This is a genomic window from Alsobacter sp. SYSU BS001988 (assembly GCF_054796215.1).
The window spans coordinates 293,110-312,381 of record NZ_JBTAMK010000001.1; the positions used below are offsets into that span (position 1 = coordinate 293,110).

The window sequence follows — 19,272 nt, forward strand, 5'->3', positions numbered from 1 at the left end:
CTTTTTGCTGCCGGCGAACTCAGGACCTTGCGTCTTTCGGCGGGCGGGGAGATCTCTCCCACCCACTCAGCCCCACACCTCCCGGCTGATGTCCACGATCATCTGCAGCTTGGCCCACTGCTCGTCCTCGGCCAGGGTGTTGCCCTCCTCGGTGGAGGCGAAGCCGCATTGCGGGGAGAGGCAGAGCTGGTCGAGGGGGGCGTATCTGGAGGCTTCCTCGATCCGGCGCTTGATGTCGTCCTTCTTCTCCAGGACGCCCGTCTTGGAGGTGACGAGGCCCAGCACCACCGTCTTGCCCTTGGGGAGAAAGCGCAGGGGCTCGAAGCCGCCGGCGCGGTCGGTGTCCCACTCCATGAAGTAGGCGTCGACATTCACCTCGTTGAAGAGCAGCTCGGCGATGGGCTCGTAGCCGCCGCTGGCCACGAAAGTGGAGCGGAAATTGCCGCGGCACAGATGCATGGAGATCACCATGTCGCTCGGCCGGCCCGCGATCGCGGTGTTGATCATGCCCGCATAGATGTGCGGCTGCTGCACCGGGTCGTCGCCGCGGTCGGACAGCATCTTGCGCTGCTCGGGGTCGCACAGATAGGCGAAGCTGACGTCGTCGAGCTGCAGGTAGCGGCAGCCCTCCCCGGCGAAGGCCTGCACGGCGCCGTGATAGGCCTGGCCGAGATCGGCGTAGAAGTCGTTCATGTCCGGGTAGAGGCCCATGTTGATGAGCTTCCGGCCGGACCGGTAGTGCAGCATGCTGGGCGACGGAATGGTGAGCTTGGGGACCGAGCCCTTGCCGCTCTTCTCGGCCGTTTCCTTCAGGAAGCGGAAGTGCTCCAGGAAAGGATGGCCCGAGAAGCCGATCTTGCCGGTCACGCGCGGCGCTTCGTTCTTCGTCTGCACGCCCGAGAACTGGATGCCCTGCTCGACTTCCACCTTGGTGACGCCGTCGAGGTTCCAGAGGAAGTCATAGTGCCACCATGAGCGGCGGAACTCGCCGTCGGTGACGGCCTTCAGCCCCACCTGCTCCTGCTTGGCGACGACGGCGGCGATCTCGCGATCCTCGACGGATTTCAGCTCCTCGGCGGAGATCTCGCCGGCGGCGCGCCGGGCGCGGGCCTCCTTGAGGGCCGCCGGGCGCAGCAGGCTGCCGACCATGTCGGCGCGGAACGGGGGGGCGGTGCGGCTGGTCATCGGACGTCTCCCGAGGAAGTTGGGTTTTATGTTGGGCTTGTCGGGCGGGCCGGGCCCGCGGTCAAGCGGCCCCGCGATGGCCCACCCGGCCGGCGACGCCCAGATGCGTCTCCAGGGCCGCGCGGTCCGCCGCGAGGGCGGCGCTCGTGCTGGAGTGCACCACCATGCCGCGGTCCAGGATCACGGCGTCGTCGGTGACGCCGAGTATCTTCTGGGCGTTCTGCTCGACGATGATGGCGGTGAGCCCCTCGTCCCGGATGATCCGGCCCAGGGCCGCTAGGAGTTCGTCGACGATGATGGGCGCAAGGCCCTCCAGCGGCTCGTCGAGCAGGATCAGGCGGGGGTTCAGCGTCAGGGCGCGGCCGAGCGCCAGCATCTGCTGCTCGCCGCCGGAGAGCTGGTTGCCCAGGTTGCGGCGGCGCTCCTGGAGGCGGGGGAACAGCTCATAGACGCGCGCCACCGTCCACGGCCCGGGTCGGGCCACGGCGGTCATGTTCTCCTCGACGGTGAGCGACTTGAAGATGTTGCGCTCCTGCGGGACCCAGCCGACGCCCGCCATGGCGCGCTGCTCGGGCCGCAGGCGGGTGATGTCGCGCCCTCCGAGCCGGATCGTCCCGCCTTGATGCGTCGTCACGCCCACGATGGTGTTCATCAGCGTGGTCTTGCCCGCGCCGTTGCGGCCGAGGAGCGCCAGCGAGCGCCCGTCCTGGATCGCCAGCGAGACCTCGTTCAGCACCCGGGCCTCGCCATAGCCGGCGGACAGGCGCTCGAGGGCGAGCAGCTCAGCCATGTCCGGCCTCCCCGAGATAGACCTCGCGGACGCGCGGATCGTGCGCGATCTCCTGCGTGGAGCCCTCCATGAAGAGGCCGCCATTGACCAGCACGGCGATGCGCTGCGCGAAGGAGAAGACGAGGTCCATGTCGTGCTCGATCAGCAGGATGGTGACGTCCTCCGGCAGGCCGCCGACGATGTCGAGGATCTCGTGGCGCTCCTCCTCGGGCACGCCCGCGGCGGGTTCGTCGAGCAGCAGCACGCGCGGCCGGCTGGCGATGGCGACGGCGATCTCCAGCAGCCGCTGCTTGCCGTAGGGCAGCACCCGCGTCTCTTCGCCCATGACGTCGCTGAGGCCGAAGCGCTCCAGCACCGCGGCGGCCTCGTCGATCACGTCCGCCTTGGAGCCGGCCAGCCGCCACCACTCGCCGCCATGGCCGAGCCGCTCGGAGATGGCGAGGCCCACCGTCTCCAGCGGCGTCATGTGGGAGAACAGCTGGTTGATCTGGAAGGTGCGGGCCAGCCCGCGCCGGACCCGCCGGTGCTGCGCGAGGCCCGTGATGTCCTCCCCTTCCAGCAGCACCGCGCCGCCGCTGGGGCGCAGGACGCCGGTGAGCAGGTTGATCAGCGTCGTCTTGCCCGCTCCGTTGGGGCCGATCAGGGCGTAGCGCACGCCCTTTTGCAGGCTGAGCGACACGTCATTGGTGGCGACGAGCCCGCCGAAGCGCTTGACGAGGTTGCGGGTCTCCAACGCGAAGGCGGCGTTCATGCGCGCCTCCGCCGGGAGAACGGCGCCAGGGCGCGACGCATGGCGGCGCTGATGCGGTCGCGGCCCGCCAGCACGATGACGACCAGCACGAGGCCGATCCAGAACTGCCAGTATTGCGGCGTGATGGAGGACAGGAAGTCCTGCATCACCTTGAAGATCACCGCGCCCAGGATGCCGCCATACAGATAGCCGACGCCGCCGAGCACGAGCACCAGCATCACGTCGGCGGAGCGTTCGAAATTGAAGAAATCGAGCGAAACGAACTGGGTCGTCTGGGCGCTGAGTCCGCCCGCCACGCCGGCGAAGGCCGCCGCCAGGGTGTAGACGGCCACCAGGCGGACATTCACCGGGATCCCGACCGCGCGGGCGCGCAACGGGTTCAGCCTGATCGCCCGCAGCGCCATGCCGAAGGGCGAATGCACGATGCGCCGCGCCAGCAGGAACAACAGGAACAGAACCGTGAGGCTGTAGACATAGGCGGTGCGGCCATAGAGGTCGAAGTCGAAGAGGCCCAGCACGGGCCCGACCGCGACCCCCTGCAGGCCGTCGGCTCCGCCCGTCAGCCAGGCCTCCCGGTTGGCGACCTCCAGCAGCATCAGGGCGATGCCGAGAGTCACCATCAGGCGGGTCAGGTCGGATCCGCGCAGCAGCAGGAACGAGGTCGCGAAGCCGAGGATCGCGGCCATTCCGGCCGCGGCCGCGAGGCCAAGCAGCGGGTCGCCATAGCCGAACTTCGACAGAAGCCCCGCCGTATAGGCCCCAAGACCGAAAAAGGCCGCGTGTCCGAGGGAGACGATGCCGGCGAAGCCCAGGATGAGATCGAGCGAGAGCGCGAACAGCGCCAGGATCGCGATCTCATTCAACAGCAGCAGGTGGCGGGGCAGCGCGAAGATGGCTGCGACGGCCAGGAGCCACACCGCATATTCCCACCAGCGCCAGCGGGCGGCGGCCGCCATCAGGCGGCGCGGGCCGTCGACGGACGCGGGCGGGCTCGCGGCGACTCCGGGGGCGAGGACATCGCTCATCGGGCGGCGCTCCGGGCGAAGAGGCCCTGCGGGCGCCAGATCAGCACCAGCACCATGATGGCGTAGATGATGAACGCGCCGGCCTTGGGGATGTAGTATTTGCCGGCGATGTCGGCGACGCCCAGCAGCAGCGAGGCGAAGAACGCGCCGGTGATGCTGGATGCGCCGCCCACGGTCACGACGATCAGGAAGTAGATCATGAACTTGACCGGGAAGGTCGGGTCCATGCCCAGGACCTCCGCCCCGAGCGCGCCGCCAAGCCCGGCGAGGCCGGAGCCGATCGCGAAGGTGATGGCGAAGACGAGATTGACGTTGATCCCGAGCCCGCGCGCCACGCGCGGATCGTCGACGGCGGCCCGCAGCCGGCTGCCGAAGCGGGTGCGGACCAGGGCGACCTGCAGCAGCAGCGTGAGCAGCCCGCAGATGACGATGATGAACAGCCGGTACACGCCGATGCTGCCACCCAGCAGGTCGATCCTGCCGCGCAGCACGTCCGGGATGGTGATCATCTGGGAGCCGGATCCCATCGTGTAGTCCACCGCCGAGACGGCCATGAACACGATCCCGATGGTGAACAGCACCTGGTCGAGGTGGCTGCGGTCATAGAGGTGGCGGTAGAGCGTGCGCTCCAGGACGACGCCGATCAGGGCGGCGAACAGGAACGCGATGGGCAGGCACAGGAAGAAGGACACGCCGAGCCGATTCATCAGCACGGAGGTGACGTAGCCGCCCGCCATCGCGAAGGCGCCATGCGCGAGGTTGACGAAGTTCATCAGCCCGAGCGTCACCGACAGGCCGCAGGCCAGGATGAACAGGAGCATCCCGTAGGCGACGCCGTCGAAGAGGATGGTGACCATGGGGCTGCGGGCTCGAGATGGGGTCGTCGTGACCCTTCTCCCCGGCACGGGGAGAAGGTGGCGCGCAGCGCCGGATGAGGGGTCGTGACCGGACCAGCCCCCTCATCCGGCCTCGCCTTGCTCGGCCGCCTTCTCCCCGCAGGCGGGGAGAAGGGAGAAGCCTTTACTGCTTCTTGGCGGCCTTCACGGGGTCCTTCACCTTTTCGATGGCGGCGAATTCCTGGTTGAACAGCTCGCCGCCGACCTTCTCGACCTTGCGGACATAGATGTTCTGGATGATGTCGCGCGTCTCGGGGTCGATCTGCACCGGGCCGCGGACGCTGGTCCAGCTCATGCCCTTCATGGCGTCGAGCAGGGCCTGGCCGTCCGTGGAGCCCTTGGTCTTCTCCAGGGCCTTGTAGACGAGCTGCATGCCGTCATAGGCGCCCACCGCCATGAAGTTGGGCCGGAAATTGTTGGCCTTCTTGAAGGCTTCCACGAAGGCCTTGTTCTCGGGCGAGTCGTGGGAGGCGGAGTAGTGATGGGTGTTCACCACCCCCAGCGCGCTGTCGCCGATCTCGTTGAGCAGGTCGTCGTCGAGCACGTCGCCTGTGGCGATCAGCTTGATGCCGGCCTGGGTCAGGCCGCGCTCAGCGTATTGCTTCATGAAAGTGGCGCCGAAGCCCGACGGCAGGAACACGAACACCGCGTCGGGCGCCGAATCCTTCACCCGCTGCAGGAAGGGCGCGAAATCGGGGTTGCGCAGCGGCACGCGCAGCTCCGCGGTGACCTCGCCGCCGGCCTTGGAGAACGCCTCCTTGAACGCCTTTTCGGCGTCGATGCCGGGGCCGTAGTCGGACACCAGGGTGACAACCTTCTTGATGCCGTTCTTGGCCGACCACTCGGCCATGGGCACCGTGGCCTGCGGCAACGTGAAGCTGGTGCGGACGATGAAGGGGGACTGCTCGGTGATGATGGCGGTGGCCGCCGCCGTGACGATCTGAGGAATCTTCGCCTGGGTGGCGATGGGCGCGACGGCGAGCGCCAGCGGCGTCAGGCCGAAGCCCATCAGGACGTTGACCTTGTCGTTGACGACGAGTTCCTGGGCGAGGCGCTTGGTGACGTCGGGCGCGCCGGTGTCGTCCTTGACGATCAGTTCGACCTTCTTGCCCGCGACCGTCGCGCCGTTCTGCTGGATCCAGAGCTTGGCGGCCGCCTCGGCCTGCTTGCCGGTGCTCGCGCTCGCGCCGGTCATCGGCAGGATGAGGCCGATCCTGACGCTCTCCTGAGCCGTCGCCGGCCCCGAGGCTGCAGCCAAAGCGGCGGCCCCGAGAACGCCCAGAACGGCCCTGCGCGTGCGGGAGACGGACGTCCCCGGATTGCTTGTCGACATTCGTCGCTCCTCCCAGAGTGTGTTGTTCGTTATGCGAACAACAATTCGTATTGCGAACAGCTTATGATCGGACGTCAAATCGCGTCAAGTTCGCTGCGCGGCTCAGCCGGCGTCGCCGCTTTTCGCCCTTAATCAGCCCGTTCGACGCGAGGAATGCAAATGGGAGTTTCAGGGCCGTTGCTGCGCATCGTTCATCAATCCGCGGCTCTGATGCAGAAGGCAGGGGCTCCGGCGCGTGTTTCGCGCTAGCGACGCGGCGCGCTCGCGACTAGGGTGAACAGACCAGTTCAGTACCACTTGGACGCGCGGCGGAGGCCGGGATGGAGAGACTGCTGATCGAGGGCGGCCACCGCCTGGAGGGCGCGGTCCAGATCGTCGGGGCCAAGAACGCCGCGCTCCCGCAACTCGCGGCCGCGCTGCTGAGTCCGGAGCCTCTCACCCTCACCAACCTGCCCGACGTCGCGGACGTCCGCTCCATGATGACGCTGCTGGAGCATTACGGCGCCACGGTGCTGGCGCGTTCCGGCGCGGTCACGGTCGACGCCGCGGCGGTGGTCAACCGCGAGGCGCCCTACGACATCGTACGGCGCATGCGCGCCACCATCCTGGTGCTCGGCCCGCTGCTGGCCCGCTTCGGCCATGCGCGGGTGTCGCAGCCCGGCGGCTGCGCCATCGGGGCTCGCCCGGTCGACCTGCACCTCAAGGCGCTGGCCGCCCTGGGGGCCACCATCGCGCTGGACGGCGGCTCCATCGACGCCCGCGCGCCGGACGGCCTGCGCGGCGGGCGGATCCTGTTCGGCTCGCCGTCCGTGGGGGCGACCGAGACGGCCCTGATGGCCGCAGTCCTGGCCCGCGGCGAAACCGAGATCATGAACGCCGCGCGCGAGCCGGAGGTCGCGGATCTCTGCGCCTGCCTCGTCGCCATGGGGGCCGAGATCGAGGGCGCGGGCACGCACCGCATCCTGGTCCAGGGCGGCCGCGCGTTGCGCAAGGCCCGGCACGAGATCCTGCCCGACCGGGTCGAGGCCGGAACCTATGCGGTGGCCGCCGCCATCACGGGCGGGCAGCTGGAGCTCACCGGCGCGCGGCTGGAGCATCTGGCCGCCGTGGGCGAGGCGCTGGAGGCGGCCGGCGTCCGGATCTGGCCGACCGACCGCGGCCTCATGGTGTCGCGGCCGGGCCGGCTGAAGGGCGTAGACATCACGACGGAGCCCTATCCGGGCTTCTCGACCGACCTGCAGGCCCAGTTCATGGCGCTGATGACCATCGCGGACGGGGCCTCGATGATCCGAGAGACCGTGTTCGAAAACCGCTTCATGCATGTTCCCGAGCTGTCGCGGCTGGGCGCCAGCATCACCCTGCAGGGCGCGAGCGCGATGGTGCGCGGCGGCGCGGTCCTCAAGGGCGCGCCCGTGATGGCGACCGACCTGCGGGCCTCGGTGAGCCTCGTCCTGGCCGGCCTCGCCGCGGAGGGAGAGACGGTCGTCAACCGCGTCTACCATCTCGACCGCGGCTACGAATGCCTCGACAAGAAGCTCGTGCGCTGCGGCGCGCGCATCCAGCGCCTCCGGGACTGAACCGCGATGCCGACCGCCGACGAGACGCCGCCCGCCCTTCCCGCCGACGCGCTGCTGATCGGCGTCGACGGCGGCGGCACGGGGTGCCGGGCCCGCATCGAAACCGCCGCAGGGGATGTGCTCGGGGCCGGCGTCGCCGGACCGGCCACGACGCGGCTGGGCATCGACGCCGCGCTGGCGTCCATCCTGACGGCCTGCCGCGGCGCGCTGGCCGAGGCCGGGCTCGACGAGGCGGACTTCGCCCGCATGCGGGCCGGCATCGGCCTCGCCGGGGCGGGCCGCAAGGGCGCGCTCGAGGCTCTGCAGGCCGCGCCCCTGCCGTTCTGCGCGACCGCCTTCGCGACGGACGGGCTGATCGCCTGCATCGGCGCGCATTCGGGCCTGGACGGCGGGATCGTGATCGTCGGCACGGGCAGCTTCGGGCTCGCCCGGGTCGGCGGCCATGAGCACAAGGTCGGGGGCTATGGCTTCCCGGTCTCGGACGAGGGCAGCGGCGCCGATCTCGGCCTCCAGGCGATCCGGCTGGCGCTGCGCGCCCATGACGGCCGGGTCGACAGGACCGCCCTGCTGGCGGAGGTGATGCACCGCTTCGACGACGACCCCGTCGAGGTCGTCGCCTGGATGGACAAAGCCACCGCCACCGAATACGCGACCTTCGCCCCGCTCGTCATGCGCCACGCGGACAATGGCGACCCCACCGGCCGGCGCATCGTGCAGGCCGCCGCCGAGCAGGTCGACGGGCTCTGCCGCGCCCTCACCGAGCGCGGCGCGCCCCGGATCGCGCTGGTGGGCGGCCTCTCCAGCGCCATCGAGCCCTGGCTGGCGCCCGACGTGCGCCGCAGGCTGAAGCCGCTCGACGGCGACGCCGTCTCGGGCGCGCTGTGGATGGCCCGCCGGAACGGCTGAGCGGCGTTCCGCTTGCCGCCGAACCGAACGGCCCTAGACTGGTATCATCACTGGTATCATCGAGGACCGCCCCTCCATGCCCACCGAGGACGTCAGCGCGCGCTTTGTGGACCTGGACGAGTGGCCCACCCTCGACGCCGTGGAAGCCATGTATGAGGGCCAGCTCTCGGCCGTCGCGGCGGTGCGGCCCGCGCTGGCCTCCATCGCCCGCGCCGTGGACGACGCCGCGCATGGACTGCGCCGGGGCGGCCGGCTGGTCTATGCCGGGGCCGGCACCTCCGGGCGCGTCGCCGTGCAGGACGGGGCCGAGCTTCCGCCGACCTTCGACTGGCCGCTGGATCAGCTCGTCTTCGCCATGGCGGGCGGCCCGAAGGCCCTGATGCGCAGCGCCGAGGGCGCGGAGGACGACGAGGCGGACGCCGCCGCCAAGGTGGAGACGGCGGGGATCGGCCCCGACGACGTCGTGATCGGGCTGGCGGCCAGCGGCGCCACCCCCTACACGGTCGAGTTCGTGCGCCGCTCCACGGCGCGCGGAGCGGTGACGCTGGGAGTCGCCAACAACCCGGCCGCTCCCCTCCTGGCGGTCGCGCGCCACCCGATCCTGATCGAGACCGGGGCCGAGGTGCTGGCCGGCTCCACCCGCATGAAGGCCGGGACGGCCCAGAAGGTCGCCCTGAACCTGTTCTCCACGGCCGTGATGATCCGGCTGGGGCGGGTCTATCGCGGCATGATGGTGCATATGCAGGCCAGCAACGCGAAGCTGCACCGGCGGGCGGAATCCATGGTGGCGCTGATCACCGGCTGCGACGAGCCGGCCGCGGCCGAGGCGCTGCGCCAGGTGGACTGGGACGTCAAGCGCGCCGCCCTCGTGGTGAACGGGATGGATCCCGACACCGCCGGCGTGCTGCTCGACCGTCATGGCGGCAGCCTGCGGCAGGCCCTCGCGGCGCTTGAGGGGGCCGACCGGGCGAGCGGAGCCGCGGGCGGATGAGCCTCGACCCGGGCCGCATCACCCTCGACGGGGCGAGCCCGACGCCGCTCTATCTGCAACTCGCCGAAAATCTGCGCGGGCTGATCCGGGGCGGCGCCGTGCGGGTGGGCGAAGCGTTGCCGTCGGAGCGCGAGCTCAGCGCGAGGACGCAGATCTCGCGGGTCACCGTCCGCAAGGCCATCGACGCGCTGCTGCGCGAGGGCATGCTGTCGCGCCGCCCCGGCTCGGGCACCTATGTGGCGGTCCGGATCGAGCAGCCGGCCTCGCTTCTGGCCGGGTTCTCGGCCGACATGGCCGGCCGCGGCTTCCGGCCCGGCAGCGTCTGGCTGGAGAAGGAGCGCGCGACCGCGTCCGCCGAGGAGGCCGCAGCGCTGGGCCTCGCGCCCGGCGGCGCCGTGCTGCGGCTGTCGCGGGTGCGAACCGCCGACGGCGAACCGCTCGCCATCGAACGCGCCGTGGTCGCGGCGGCGCTGCTGCCGCCCCCGGAGGAGATCGGCGACTCCCTCTATGGAGCGCTGGCGGCCCGAGGGGCGCGGCCGGTGCGCGGCGTCCAGCGGCTGCAATCCTCGCTCGCCTCCGCCAGCGAGGCCGAACTCCTGAACGTGGCCGTCGGCTCGGCCATCCTGCGCATCGAGCGCCGCAGCTTCATGGCCGACGGCGCGCCCGTGGAGGTCACCCGCTCGGCCTATCGCGGCGACCGCTATGATTTCGTCACGGAAATCCGCGACGCCGAAGCGCCGGCGGCGCCCAGGCTCGCGCGTCACGACGGAGGCAAGCCCCCATGACCACCGCCATGCTGCGGGAGATCCAGGAGATACCGGAAGCCGCCGCGCGCCTAGTCGCCGACGCCGCCGCCATCGGGGCCGCCGCCCGGCGCTGCGCCGCCGCGCCGCTGCCCTTCGCGGTGGTGTGCGGGCGGGGCAGCTCAGGCCATGCGGGCGTCTATCTGCGCTACCTCATCGAAACGAGGCTCGGCGTCGTGGTGTCGGCTTCGGCCCCCTCCATCGTGACCAGCTATCGCAAGCCTTCCGCCATGGCGGGCGCGCTGTTCTTCGTCATCTCGCAGTCGGGCCGCAGCCCGGACCTCGTGGCCGCCACCGAGGCCGCCAATCACGCGGGCGCGCTGACGGTGGCGCTCGTCAACGACGACGCCTCGCCGGTGGCGGACGCCGCCCATGTGGTGATCCCGCTGCTGGCGGGTCCGGAATCCGCAGTCGCGGCCACCAAGACGGTGACGTCCTCCATGCTGGCCAGCGCCATGCTGATCGGGGAGCTCTCCGGGGACGAGGCGCTGACCGCCGCGACCCGGCGCATGCCGGAGCGGCTGGCCGCGTGCCTCTCGCTGGATTGGAGCGCCTGGGCCGACGCGCTCGGGCCGGCGCGGGCCGCCTTCGTGGCGGCGCGCGGCTACGGCTTCGGGCCGGCGCGCGAAATCGCCCTGAAGCTCAGCGAGACCCTGCGGCTGCCGGCGCTCGGCTATAGCGCGGCGGAGCTGCGGCACGGCCCGCGCGCCGCCATCGACAAGGACACGCCGGTGCTGGCGCTGCGTCAGGAGGACGCCACCGCCGCCACGGTCGACGGCCTCACGGCGGATCTCCTGGACGCGGGCGAGCCCATTTTCTGCGCCGGCGGGCCGGGATCGGGCCTGCCCTGGATCGGCGACGACCATCCGGTCTGCGATCCGGTCTGCATGCTCGTGCCCGCCTATCGGGCGATCGAGCAGGCGGCCCGGGCCGCCGGTCTCGATCCCGACAACCCGCCCTTCCTCAGCAAGGTGACGCGGACCTTGTGAGGGGCGGTCACCCCTTCTCGTAAAACACGCAGGCGTAGACGCCGCCGACGACGTCGCGCTCGTATTCGCGCGTTAGCCGCCAGCCATGGCGCTCGTAGAAGGCCCGGGCGGCGTGGTTGTCCCTGAAGCTCTCCAGCGAGCGGGCGCCCCGCGCCTCGGCGTCGGCCAGCAGGGCGGCGCCCGCGCCGGTCCCCTGCGCGGCGGGGTCGACGAACAGCATGTCGAGATGCGTCCCGGTGACCATCGAGAAGGCGACGACGGCGCCGTCGCGGTCGGCCACCCGCATGCGGTCGAGCGAGGCCGTGAAGCGCGCAGCCAGATCCGCGGGCGTGCGGGCCGCGAAGAAGGCCTCGCCCACGATGGACGAGAAGGCCGCCCGATAGGACGCGTCGGCCACCTGCGCCAGCGGCGCGACATCGGCGGGCCGGGCGTCCCGGATCGTCAGCCCGCCGCTCAGTCCCGCCCCCTCAGGCGCGGGTCCAGCGTGTCGCGCAGCGCGTCGCCGAGCAGGTTGAGCCCGAAGGCGAGCACCAGGATGGCCGCGCCGGAGAACACGGCGCTCCAGGGCGACAGCATCAGGAAGTTGCGCCCCTCCGACAGCATCAGCCCGAGCGAGGGCGTCGGCGGCTGCACCCCCAATCCGAGAAAGGACAGCGAGGCCTCGACCAGGATGGCGGAGGAGAGCAGCAGACTCGTCTGCACCAGCACGACGCTGGCGAGGTTGGGCAGCACGTGCATGGCCATGATCCGGGCGTCCGACGCGCCCACGGCGCGCGCGCCCGTGACGTAGTCGCTCTCGCAGATCACCAGCGCCGGGCCGCGCAGGAGGCGGGCGAAGATCGGCGTATACACGACCGCGATGGCGACCGCCGCCGTGGAGGATTGCGGCCCCAGCACGGCCACCACCCCGATCGCGAGCAACAGGACCGGGAAGGCGAAGAGCACGTCCATCGCCCGCATGACGATGCGGTCGGTCCAGCCGCGGTAGAAGGCGGTCACCAGCCCCAGCGCGCCGCCCACCATCAGCGCCGTCCCGACCGCCGCGACCGACACGGCCAGCGAGGCGCGCCAGCCATGGATGATGCGCGACAGCACGTCCCGTCCGAACTGGTCCGTGCCGAGCCAATGCGCGGCGCTGGGGCCCTTGAGGCGGGCGATCACGTCCTGCTTCAGCGGATCATAGGGAGCGACCTGCCCGGCGAAGGCCGCCATCAGCACTTGCAGCGCGACGAAGGCCGCCGCGAAGGCCAGCAGCGGGCGGCGGCGCAGGAACTCCACCTCAGGCCCTCACGCGCGGGTCGATGACGACGTAGAGCATGTCGACCAGGAAGTTCACCAGGACGAAGCCGAAGGTCACCACCAGGATCGCCCCTTGCAGGAGCGGGTAGTTTCGTTCCGCGATCGCGCCGAGGATCAGGCGGCCGAGCCCCGGGATGGCGAAGACCTGCTCGACCACGATGGCGCCCCCCAGCAGGTAGCCGGTGTTCACCCCCACGCTGGTGACGAAGGGGATCAGGGCGTTCCGCAGCGCGTGCTTGTAGAGCACCTGGCGCTCGCTCACCCCCTTGGCCCGGGCCGTGCGGATGTAATCCTGGCCGAGCGCGTCCAGCATGGCGGATCGGACGAGGCGCGAGAGGCCGGCCAGCAACGGCAGCGCCAGCGCCACCGCGGGCAGGACGAGGCGGCCGAGATTGCCGAGCGGGTCCTCGCCGAAGGGCACGTAGCCCAGCGCCTGCAGGTTGGGGGCGAGCGTGGCCAGCGCCAGGATCATCACAATGCCCAGCCAGAAGGACGGGATCGTCAGCCCCGCCACGGTGAGCACCCTGAGGGCGCCGTCGGCGAAGCGGCCGCGCAACCGCGCCATCAGGACGCCGGTCGGCACCGCGAGCCCGGCCCCGATGGCGAGCGCCAGCACGGTGAGCTGGATCGTCGGCCAGACATGGGCCGCGATCTCCTGCAGGACTGGCCGGCCGGTCCACAGCGACACGCCGAGATCCCCGCGCAGGGCCGCGCCGATCCAGGCGAGGTATTGCGTCAGGATCGGCTGGTCGAGGCCGATGCGCGCCCGCAGCGCCGCGATGCGCTCGGGCGTCACCTCCGTGTTCGCCCCCAGCATGATCGCCACCGCGTCGCCGGGGATCAGCCGGATCATGACGAACACGATCGCGGAGACGCAGAGCAGGACGACCGCGAGGTCGATGACCCGGCTGGCGAACAGGCGCGCCGTCATCACTTTCCGGCGGTCGTGTCGGCCAGGTAGCTCAGCGAGCGGTTGGACATGATCTCGAAGCCGGTCACATTGCTCCGCATCGCGGTGAAGAGCTGCCCGTAGGCCAGGTGCGCGATCGGGCCGTCGCAGGCGAGAGCCTTCTGGACCTGCGCGTACTGGGCCTTGCGGCTGGCCGGGTCCTGATTGGCGCGGGCCTTGTCGAGCAGCGCGTCCACCTCGGGGTTGGAGTATTTGAACACGTTGGTGGAGCCGCCGGTCCGGAAGGTCCGGTAGAAGTAGTCGTCCGGGTCAGGGCTGCCGGCGTTGGTGGAGGCGAAGAGGTCGAAGTTCCCGTTGCGCCAGTCCTGGATGAATTGGCCGAGCTCCGGGGTCTTCAGCTCCACCTTGATCCCCACTGCGCCGAGTTGCTGCTGCACCACCTGCGCGATGTCCTTGATGTCCTGCCGCGGCAGGACCGTCATAGTGACGCTGATCGGCTGGGCGACGCCGCTGTCCTTCACCAGCGCCTTCGCCTTGGCGACGTCGTGCTTGTAGCAGGGGAACTCCTTCACGTCGGTCGCCCAGTCCTTCAGGGCCGGCGACAGAGGCCCGCCCGGCACGCCGGCGCCGAACAGCGCGGCCTGGATGATCTCGTCGCGGTTGAGCGCGGTGTTCACCGCCTCGCGCAGCTTGGCGTTGTCGAAGGGGGGCTTGGCCGTGTTGAAGCCGATCAGCGTGTAGGCGAGCTCCAGGGTCTCGGCCAGCTTCACGCCGGGCTTGCCTTTCAGCTGCAGCGCGGTGGCGGCGTCGATGTTGGGCAGCATGGCGTATTGGCCGCTGCTGACGCCGACCTGCCGGGTGGCGGATTCCGGCACGATGTTCATCTTCACGCCGTCGAGCTTCGGCAGGCCCTTGCGCCAATAGGCGTCGTTGCGGGCCAGCGCGATGAAGCCGTTCGGCTGCCACTCCTTGAACTTGAACGGGCCGGTTCCGACCGGCTGCTTCTGCAGGCCGTCCTTGTCGGCCTCGAAACCGCGCGGCACGATCGCCAGCGTCGCCAGCGAGGTCAGCAACGGCGCGGAGGGCTCCTTCAGCTTGAGCTCCACCGTCGCGGCGTCCGGCGCGGCGACGCTGTCCACCGCGGCGAGGCGGCTCGCCAGCGGCGAGGCGATCTCCTTGGCCATCACGCGCTTCAGCGAGGCGACGACGTCGGCGGCTTCCATGGGGGCGCCGTTGTGGAAGGTCACGCCGGGGCGCAGCTTGAAGACGTAGGACTTGCCGTCCGGCGACGCCGTCCAGGACTCGGCCAGCCCGGGGCCGACGCGCAGGTCCTTGTCGATGGCGGTGAGGCCCTCATAGATCGTGCCGTTGACGACCATGAAGGACGCGAAGGCGGTGATGATGTGCGGATCGAGCCCGGCGGGCGACTGGTCGATCGCCAGTTCGAGGACCTGCGCGAGCGCCGGCGAGGCGCCCGGCGCCACGGCGGTCAAAACGGCCCCGGCGGCCAGAAACGTCGCCCTGAGAGCGTTGCGCACCATCGATCCCCTCCATCCTTTGCTGTTGCGGGACGGTAGGCCGCCATAATACCCATTGCAAGCCGCCGGCCCGAGCGGGCGCGGCCCAGGAGCCCGGCCCCGAGCCTCTTGCCCGACTGGAGCGCGACCCATGCAGGACGAAGCCCTCACCACCGCCATCGGGGCGATCAGCGGCACCTCCATGGACGGCGTCGACGTCTCGATCGTCGACACCGACGGCGACGCGCGGGTCACGCCGGGGCCCGGCCGCACCTATCCCTATTCGGACGCGTTGCGGGCCCAGCTCCTCGCCCTCATCGCCGATCCGGTGCGGGCCGAGACCGGCGATCTCGACGGGCTGGAGGCGGCGGTCAGCGACGCGCACGCCGCCGCGATCGCCGATTTCATCCGCGACTTCGCCATCGAGAAGAGCCGGGTCCGGGTCGTCGGACTGCACGGCCAGACCGTCTATCACCGGCCCGAAAAGCGCTTCACCCGGCAGCTCGGCGTCGGCCAGCGCGTGGCCGCGGCGCTCGGGATCGACGTCGTCAACCGCTTCCGGCACGCCGACGTGGCGGCGGGCGGCGAAGGCGCGCCATTCGCGCCGCTCTACCACCGCGCGCTCGCCTCGACGCTGGAGCAGCCCGTGATGGTGCTCAATCTCGGCGGCGTCGGCAACGTCACCTATATCGACGGCGACGTGGTCATCGCCTTCGACACGGGCCCCGCCTCCGCCCTCCTGGACGATTTCGTCATGAAGCGGCTGGGCCGGCCCTATGACGAGGGCGGCCGGCTCGCCGCGTCCGGCGTCGCCAACGCCGCCATGGCGGCCGAGCTGATGCGCCACCCCTATTTCGATCGCCCCGCGCCGAAGTCGCTGGACCGCAACGACTTTCACGCCTGGGCCAAGGCCGTCGAGACCCTGCCGGACGCGGAGGGCGCGGCGACCCTGGCGGCCTTCACGGTCGCGTCCGCGGCCGACGCCGTGCGGCACACGCCCAAGCGTCCCCTGCGCTGGCTGGTGACGGGCGGCGGGCGCCTCAACGGGACCTTCATGCGCCTGCTGCAGGAGAGACTCGGCGTTCCGGTCGACCCGGTCGAGGCCGTGGGGTGGGACGGCGACTTCATCGAGGCGCAGTGCTTCGGCTACCTGGCGGTGCGCTCGCTCAAGGGCCTGCCGCTCAGCCTTCCGACCACGACGGGCGTGCCGGCGCCGATGACGGGGGGCGAGCTCTGGCGGGCGGCGTGACGGTCCCCTCGCCCGTCCTGGAGGTCGCCGGGCTCAGCCTCGCGGCGGGCGGGCGCCTGCTGGTGGAGGACGTCTCCTTCGCGATCGCACCGGGCGAGATGCTCGGGCTCGTGGGCGAATCCGGCTGCGGAAAGAGCATCACGGCGCTTTCGATCCTGCGGCTGCTGCCGAGCCCGCCGGTGCGGATCGCGGCGGGCGCCGTCCGGGTCGGCGGGGTGGACGTGCTCGGCCTCGGGCGGGAAGCCCTACGGACGCTGCGCGGCGACCGGGTCGGAATGATCTTCCAGGAGCCGATGACGTCGCTGAACCCCGTCTTCACGGTCGGCGACCAGATCGCCGAGGTGCTGGAGATCCACCGAGCCCTGCCGCGCGCCAGGGCGCTGGCGCGCGCGGCCGAACTGCTCGCTTTGGTCGGCCTGCCCGCGCCGCGGGAGCAGCTGGAACGCTACCCGCACCAGATGTCCGGCGGCCAGCGGCAGCGCGTGATGATCGCCATCGCGCTCGCCTGCGAACCCAAGCTGCTCATCGCCGACGAGCCGACCACCGCGCTGGACGTCACCGTCCAGGCCCAGATCCTCGCCCTCATCGACCGTCTCCGGCGCGACATGGACATGGCCTGCCTGCTGATCACCCATGACCTCGGCGTCGTGGCCGAGGTCTGCGACCGCGCGGCCGTGATGTATGCGGGACGCATCGTCGAGGAGGCCGCGGTCGACCGGCTCTTCGCCGCCCCCCGGCACCGTTACACGCGCGCGCTCCTCGAGACGACGCCGGCCTCCAACCCACCGGGGGTTCGCCTGCCCTCGATCCCCGGCATGGTGCCGCCGCCGGGCGCGCGCGGGGACGGCTGCGCCTTCGCGCCGCGCTGCGCGGCCGCCCTGCCGGTCTGCCGCACGACCCTGCCCCGACTGGAGGGAGCCGCCGGCCACCGCGCCGCCTGCTGGAACCCGGCGCCGGCGGAGGCGGCCGCATGAGCCCGCTCCTGGACGTGCGCGGGCTGACCAAGCATTACGCCGGCGCCCATGGCCGCGTGCTGCGGGCGCTGGAGGACGTCAGCTTCACGATGGCGCATGGCGAGGCGCTCGGCGTGGTCGGCGAATCCGGGTGCGGCAAGTCCACGCTCGGCCGCACGCTGCTGAAGCTCGCGGAGCCCACCGCCGGCGCGATCCTGTTCGAGGGCGAGGATCTCGCGCCGCTGTCGCGCCGGGCCATGACGGCGCGCCGCCGGCACATGCAGCTGGTGTTCCAGGACCCCTTCGGCTCGCTCAATCCGCGCCACACGGTGGCGACCATCGTGGGCGAGCCGCTCGCCATTCATGGCCTGCCCGGCGGCCTCGCGCGCGTGCGCGAACTCCTCTCCCTGGTCGGCCTGCCGGCCGACGCCGCGGACCGGCGCCCGCACGAATTCTCCGGCGGGCAGCGCCAGCGCATCGCCATCGCGCGGGCGATCGCGCTGTCCCCGAAGCTGCTGGTGGCGGACGAACCCGTCTCCGCCCTGGACGTCTCCATCCAGTCGCAGATCATCAACCTGATCGCCGACCTGCGCCGCCAGTTCGGGCTGGCGCTGCTGTTCATCAGCCACGACCTGTCGGTCATCCGCCACGTCAGCGACCGAGTCGCCGTCATGTATCTCGGCCGCATCGTCGAGATCGGGCCGATGCAGGCCCTCTTCGACCGCCCCGCCCATCCCTATACGCGGGCCCTGCTCTCCGCCGCGCCGCGCCGGCCGGGCGAGCCCCGGCGGGAGCGGATCGTGCTGGAGGGAGACCTGCCGGATCCCTCGAACCCGCCTTCCGGCTGCGCCTTCCACGGCCGCTGCCCCGCCGCCATGCCGCGCTGCGCGATCGAGCGGCCGGCCCTGACGGAGCGCCGGATGGAGGACGGCGGCGCGGCCGTGGCGGCCTGCCATCTGCACGCGCCGGTGAACGGGCCCACGGCCAGCGAGGCCGCCGCATGAGCCTCGACGACATCGCCGACCGCGCGTTCGCGCCCGTGCGGGACGCCATCGCTGAAAGCCGCATCCCAGGCGCGGCGTTCGGCGTCGTCGACCCGTCGGGCGCCAAGGCGCTGCGCTGGGCCGGGGCGGCGCAGATCGAGCCCGTGCGCGAGCCGATGGCGCGCGACACCGTTTTCGACCTCGCCTCCCTGACCAAGGTGGTGTTCACCACCCGGCGCATCCTCGACCTCGCGGCCGAGGGCCGGATCGACCTCGACGCGCCGCTCACGACCGCGATCCCGGATCTGAGGCAATACGACGTCGCCGGCGCCGCTGAGCGGCGGCTCACCTTCCGCCAGTGCCTGGCCCACCAGACGCATCTCCCGGCGGTCGAGCCCTTGTATACATACGGCCAGGATCCGCATACGTTGCGCGCCTTCGTGCTTCAGCGCGCCTGGCGAGCCGGCCCGCCGGTCTATTCCGACATCAACTTCATCCTGCTCGGGATCGCCATCGAGCGGCTCACCGGCGCGCCGCTCGGCGACCAGCCGCTCCCGCAGGGCTTCACCTTCCATCCGGACCCGGCCCGCTGCGCCGCGACGGAACGCTGCAGCTGGCGCGGCCGCGTGATGCGGGGCGAGGTCCATGACGAGAACGCCTTCGCGCTCGGCGGAGCCTCCGGCCATGCGGGCCTGTTCGGGACCGCCGACGCGCTGCTCGACGTTGCGGCCGGCATGCTGGCCAGGTCCGCAGCCGGCGACGCGCGCGACGCGCCGCTCTGGACGCGCGAAACCCCGACCCGCAGCCTCGGCTGGGAGATGGCGCATCCAGGCTGGTCCGGCGGCGACGCCTGCTCGCCGCGGACGATCGGGCACACCGGATTCACCGGCACGGGGCTGTGGGTCGACCCTGATGCGCGGCGAGCCTGGACGCTGCTGACCAACCGCGTCCACCCGAGCCGTCACACGGAGAGCGGCATCGTCGCGTTGCGCCGCGCCGTGGGCGTTCTGGTCGGAGAATCAATCGTTAAGCCCGCGTCCGATTAAAGTTCTTCTGGCTGCAGATACAAGTCTGTTTCAACAACTGAGTACAACCTAAGCACGCGGACAGAGAAA

The 19,272-nt window shown here is 71.1% G+C and carries 19 protein-coding genes; 9 read left to right on the top strand and 10 right to left on the bottom strand.

The window, feature by feature from the left end; translation table 11 throughout:
- Positions 1 to 66 precede the first annotated feature (66 nt).
- The 6 genes from ACYVO7_RS01260 to ACYVO7_RS01285 all read right to left on the bottom strand — a co-directional run bounded on the left by ACYVO7_RS01260 (position 67) and on the right by ACYVO7_RS01285 (position 5,980).
- Positions 67 to 1,185 carry a 5-methyltetrahydropteroyltriglutamate--homocysteine S-methyltransferase gene (locus tag ACYVO7_RS01260; RefSeq protein WP_460448037.1) on the bottom strand — a complete coding sequence of 373 codons (1,119 nt, stop codon included), beginning with the start codon at positions 1,183 to 1,185 and terminating at the stop codon, positions 67 to 69.
- Positions 1,186 to 1,246: 61 nt separating this feature from the next.
- A complete protein-coding gene (locus ACYVO7_RS01265) occupies positions 1,247 to 1,975 on the bottom strand; it encodes an ABC transporter ATP-binding protein (RefSeq protein WP_460448038.1) in 729 nt (242 codons plus the stop codon).
- Entirely contained in the window at positions 1,968 to 2,726 is a 759-nt protein-coding gene (locus ACYVO7_RS01270) for an ABC transporter ATP-binding protein (protein ID WP_460448039.1), read from the bottom strand. Before ACYVO7_RS01270 ends, ACYVO7_RS01265 begins: the two co-directional genes overlap by 8 nt.
- Positions 2,723 to 3,682, bottom strand: a complete 960-nt coding sequence (locus ACYVO7_RS01275; RefSeq protein ID WP_460448532.1) for a branched-chain amino acid ABC transporter permease — start codon at positions 3,680 to 3,682, stop codon at positions 2,723 to 2,725. Before ACYVO7_RS01275 ends, ACYVO7_RS01270 begins: the two co-directional genes overlap by 4 nt.
- A 65-nt stretch (positions 3,683 to 3,747) precedes the next feature.
- The gene (locus ACYVO7_RS01280) at positions 3,748 to 4,608 is read right to left on the bottom strand and encodes a branched-chain amino acid ABC transporter permease (RefSeq protein ID WP_460448040.1); all 861 of its coding nucleotides are present in this window, start codon (positions 4,606 to 4,608) and stop codon (positions 3,748 to 3,750) included.
- Positions 4,609 to 4,771: 163 nt separating this feature from the next.
- On the bottom strand, positions 4,772 to 5,980 hold the full coding sequence (locus ACYVO7_RS01285) for an ABC transporter substrate-binding protein (RefSeq protein ID WP_460448041.1): 1,209 nt from the start codon (positions 5,978 to 5,980) through the stop codon (positions 4,772 to 4,774).
- A 320-nt stretch (positions 5,981 to 6,300) separates the two neighbouring features.
- Here ACYVO7_RS01285 and murA point away from each other — a divergent pair, with 320 nt between their 5' ends.
- The 5 genes from murA (at position 6,301) to ACYVO7_RS01310 (ending at position 11,246) form a co-directional block, all read left to right on the top strand.
- Complete coding sequence (gene murA, locus ACYVO7_RS01290) at positions 6,301 to 7,557, top strand: UDP-N-acetylglucosamine 1-carboxyvinyltransferase (protein ID WP_460448042.1); 1,257 nt, start codon at positions 6,301 to 6,303, stop codon at positions 7,555 to 7,557.
- 6 nt (positions 7,558 to 7,563) lie between these two features.
- Positions 7,564 to 8,463: a glucosamine kinase nucleotide-binding domain-containing protein gene (locus tag ACYVO7_RS01295; RefSeq protein ID WP_460448043.1), complete on the top strand. Its 900-nt coding sequence runs from the start codon at positions 7,564 to 7,566 to the stop codon at positions 8,461 to 8,463.
- 76 nt (positions 8,464 to 8,539) lie between these two features.
- Entirely contained in the window at positions 8,540 to 9,454 is a 915-nt protein-coding gene (locus tag ACYVO7_RS01300) for an N-acetylmuramic acid 6-phosphate etherase (protein ID WP_460448044.1), read from the top strand.
- A complete protein-coding gene (locus tag ACYVO7_RS01305; RefSeq protein WP_460448045.1) occupies positions 9,451 to 10,239 on the top strand; it encodes a GntR family transcriptional regulator in 789 nt (262 codons plus the stop codon). Before ACYVO7_RS01300 ends, ACYVO7_RS01305 begins: the two co-directional genes overlap by 4 nt.
- The gene (locus ACYVO7_RS01310) at positions 10,236 to 11,246 is read left to right on the top strand and encodes an SIS domain-containing protein (protein WP_460448046.1); all 1,011 of its coding nucleotides are present in this window, start codon (positions 10,236 to 10,238) and stop codon (positions 11,244 to 11,246) included. Before ACYVO7_RS01305 ends, ACYVO7_RS01310 begins: the two co-directional genes overlap by 4 nt.
- A gap of 7 nt (positions 11,247 to 11,253) precedes the next feature.
- Here the strand turns inward: ACYVO7_RS01310 and ACYVO7_RS01315 are convergent, their stop codons facing one another.
- From ACYVO7_RS01315 to ACYVO7_RS01330, 4 genes are read right to left on the bottom strand one after another with little or no spacing between them, the layout of a single operon-like run.
- Positions 11,254 to 11,643 (bottom strand): GNAT family N-acetyltransferase, encoded by a 390-nt coding sequence (locus tag ACYVO7_RS01315; protein ID WP_460448047.1) that lies wholly within the window; start codon positions 11,641 to 11,643, stop codon positions 11,254 to 11,256.
- Between the two features lie 56 nt (positions 11,644 to 11,699).
- Positions 11,700 to 12,524: an ABC transporter permease gene (locus ACYVO7_RS01320; protein WP_460448048.1), complete on the bottom strand. Its 825-nt coding sequence runs from the start codon at positions 12,522 to 12,524 to the stop codon at positions 11,700 to 11,702.
- A gap of 1 nt (position 12,525) precedes the next feature.
- A complete protein-coding gene (locus ACYVO7_RS01325; protein ID WP_460448049.1) occupies positions 12,526 to 13,476 on the bottom strand; it encodes an ABC transporter permease in 951 nt (316 codons plus the stop codon).
- A complete protein-coding gene (locus ACYVO7_RS01330) occupies positions 13,476 to 14,996 on the bottom strand; it encodes an ABC transporter substrate-binding protein (RefSeq protein WP_460448050.1) in 1,521 nt (506 codons plus the stop codon). Before ACYVO7_RS01330 ends, ACYVO7_RS01325 begins: the two co-directional genes overlap by 1 nt.
- Before the next feature lie 127 nt (positions 14,997 to 15,123).
- On the opposite strand from ACYVO7_RS01330, the gene ACYVO7_RS01335 reads away from it, so the two are divergent.
- From ACYVO7_RS01335 to ACYVO7_RS01350, 4 genes are read left to right on the top strand one after another with little or no spacing between them, the layout of a single operon-like run.
- A complete protein-coding gene (locus ACYVO7_RS01335) occupies positions 15,124 to 16,221 on the top strand; it encodes an anhydro-N-acetylmuramic acid kinase (RefSeq protein WP_460448051.1) in 1,098 nt (365 codons plus the stop codon).
- Positions 16,218 to 17,195, top strand: coding sequence for an ABC transporter ATP-binding protein (locus ACYVO7_RS01340; protein WP_460448052.1), 978 nt, complete (start codon positions 16,218 to 16,220; stop codon positions 17,193 to 17,195). Before ACYVO7_RS01335 ends, ACYVO7_RS01340 begins: the two co-directional genes overlap by 4 nt.
- Positions 17,192 to 18,178 (top strand): ABC transporter ATP-binding protein, encoded by a 987-nt coding sequence (locus ACYVO7_RS01345; protein ID WP_460448053.1) that lies wholly within the window; start codon positions 17,192 to 17,194, stop codon positions 18,176 to 18,178. Before ACYVO7_RS01340 ends, ACYVO7_RS01345 begins: the two co-directional genes overlap by 4 nt.
- Positions 18,175 to 19,203 carry a serine hydrolase domain-containing protein gene (locus tag ACYVO7_RS01350; protein WP_460448054.1) on the top strand — a complete coding sequence of 343 codons (1,029 nt, stop codon included), beginning with the start codon at positions 18,175 to 18,177 and terminating at the stop codon, positions 19,201 to 19,203. Before ACYVO7_RS01345 ends, ACYVO7_RS01350 begins: the two co-directional genes overlap by 4 nt.
- The last annotated feature ends 69 nt before the right edge of the window (positions 19,204 to 19,272 follow it).

Bases quoted from the DNA above. Each gene is read 5' to 3' on its own strand.
- ACYVO7_RS01260 (WP_460448037.1), bottom strand. From the start codon at position 1,185: ATGACCAGCCGCACCGCCCCCCCGTTCCGCGCCGACATGGTCGGCAGC.
- ACYVO7_RS01265 (WP_460448038.1), bottom strand. From the start codon at position 1,975: ATGGCTGAGCTGCTCGCCCTCGAGCGCCTGTCCGCCGGCTATGGCGAG.
- ACYVO7_RS01270 (WP_460448039.1), bottom strand. From the start codon at position 2,726: ATGAACGCCGCCTTCGCGTTGGAGACCCGCAACCTCGTCAAGCGCTTC.
- ACYVO7_RS01275 (WP_460448532.1), bottom strand. From the start codon at position 3,682: ATGGCGGCCGCCGCCCGCTGGCGCTGGTGGGAATATGCGGTGTGGCTC.
- ACYVO7_RS01280 (WP_460448040.1), bottom strand. From the start codon at position 4,608: ATGGTCACCATCCTCTTCGACGGCGTCGCCTACGGGATGCTCCTGTTC.
- ACYVO7_RS01285 (WP_460448041.1), bottom strand. From the start codon at position 5,980: ATGTCGACAAGCAATCCGGGGACGTCCGTCTCCCGCACGCGCAGGGCC.
- murA (WP_460448042.1), top strand. From the start codon at position 6,301: ATGGAGAGACTGCTGATCGAGGGCGGCCACCGCCTGGAGGGCGCGGTC.
- ACYVO7_RS01295 (WP_460448043.1), top strand. From the start codon at position 7,564: ATGCCGACCGCCGACGAGACGCCGCCCGCCCTTCCCGCCGACGCGCTG.
- ACYVO7_RS01300 (WP_460448044.1), top strand. From the start codon at position 8,540: ATGCCCACCGAGGACGTCAGCGCGCGCTTTGTGGACCTGGACGAGTGG.
- ACYVO7_RS01305 (WP_460448045.1), top strand. From the start codon at position 9,451: ATGAGCCTCGACCCGGGCCGCATCACCCTCGACGGGGCGAGCCCGACG.
- ACYVO7_RS01310 (WP_460448046.1), top strand. From the start codon at position 10,236: ATGACCACCGCCATGCTGCGGGAGATCCAGGAGATACCGGAAGCCGCC.
- ACYVO7_RS01325 (WP_460448049.1), bottom strand. From the start codon at position 13,476: ATGACGGCGCGCCTGTTCGCCAGCCGGGTCATCGACCTCGCGGTCGTC.
- ACYVO7_RS01330 (WP_460448050.1), bottom strand. From the start codon at position 14,996: ATGGTGCGCAACGCTCTCAGGGCGACGTTTCTGGCCGCCGGGGCCGTT.
- ACYVO7_RS01335 (WP_460448051.1), top strand. From the start codon at position 15,124: ATGCAGGACGAAGCCCTCACCACCGCCATCGGGGCGATCAGCGGCACC.
- ACYVO7_RS01345 (WP_460448053.1), top strand. From the start codon at position 17,192: ATGAGCCCGCTCCTGGACGTGCGCGGGCTGACCAAGCATTACGCCGGC.
- ACYVO7_RS01350 (WP_460448054.1), top strand. From the start codon at position 18,175: ATGAGCCTCGACGACATCGCCGACCGCGCGTTCGCGCCCGTGCGGGAC.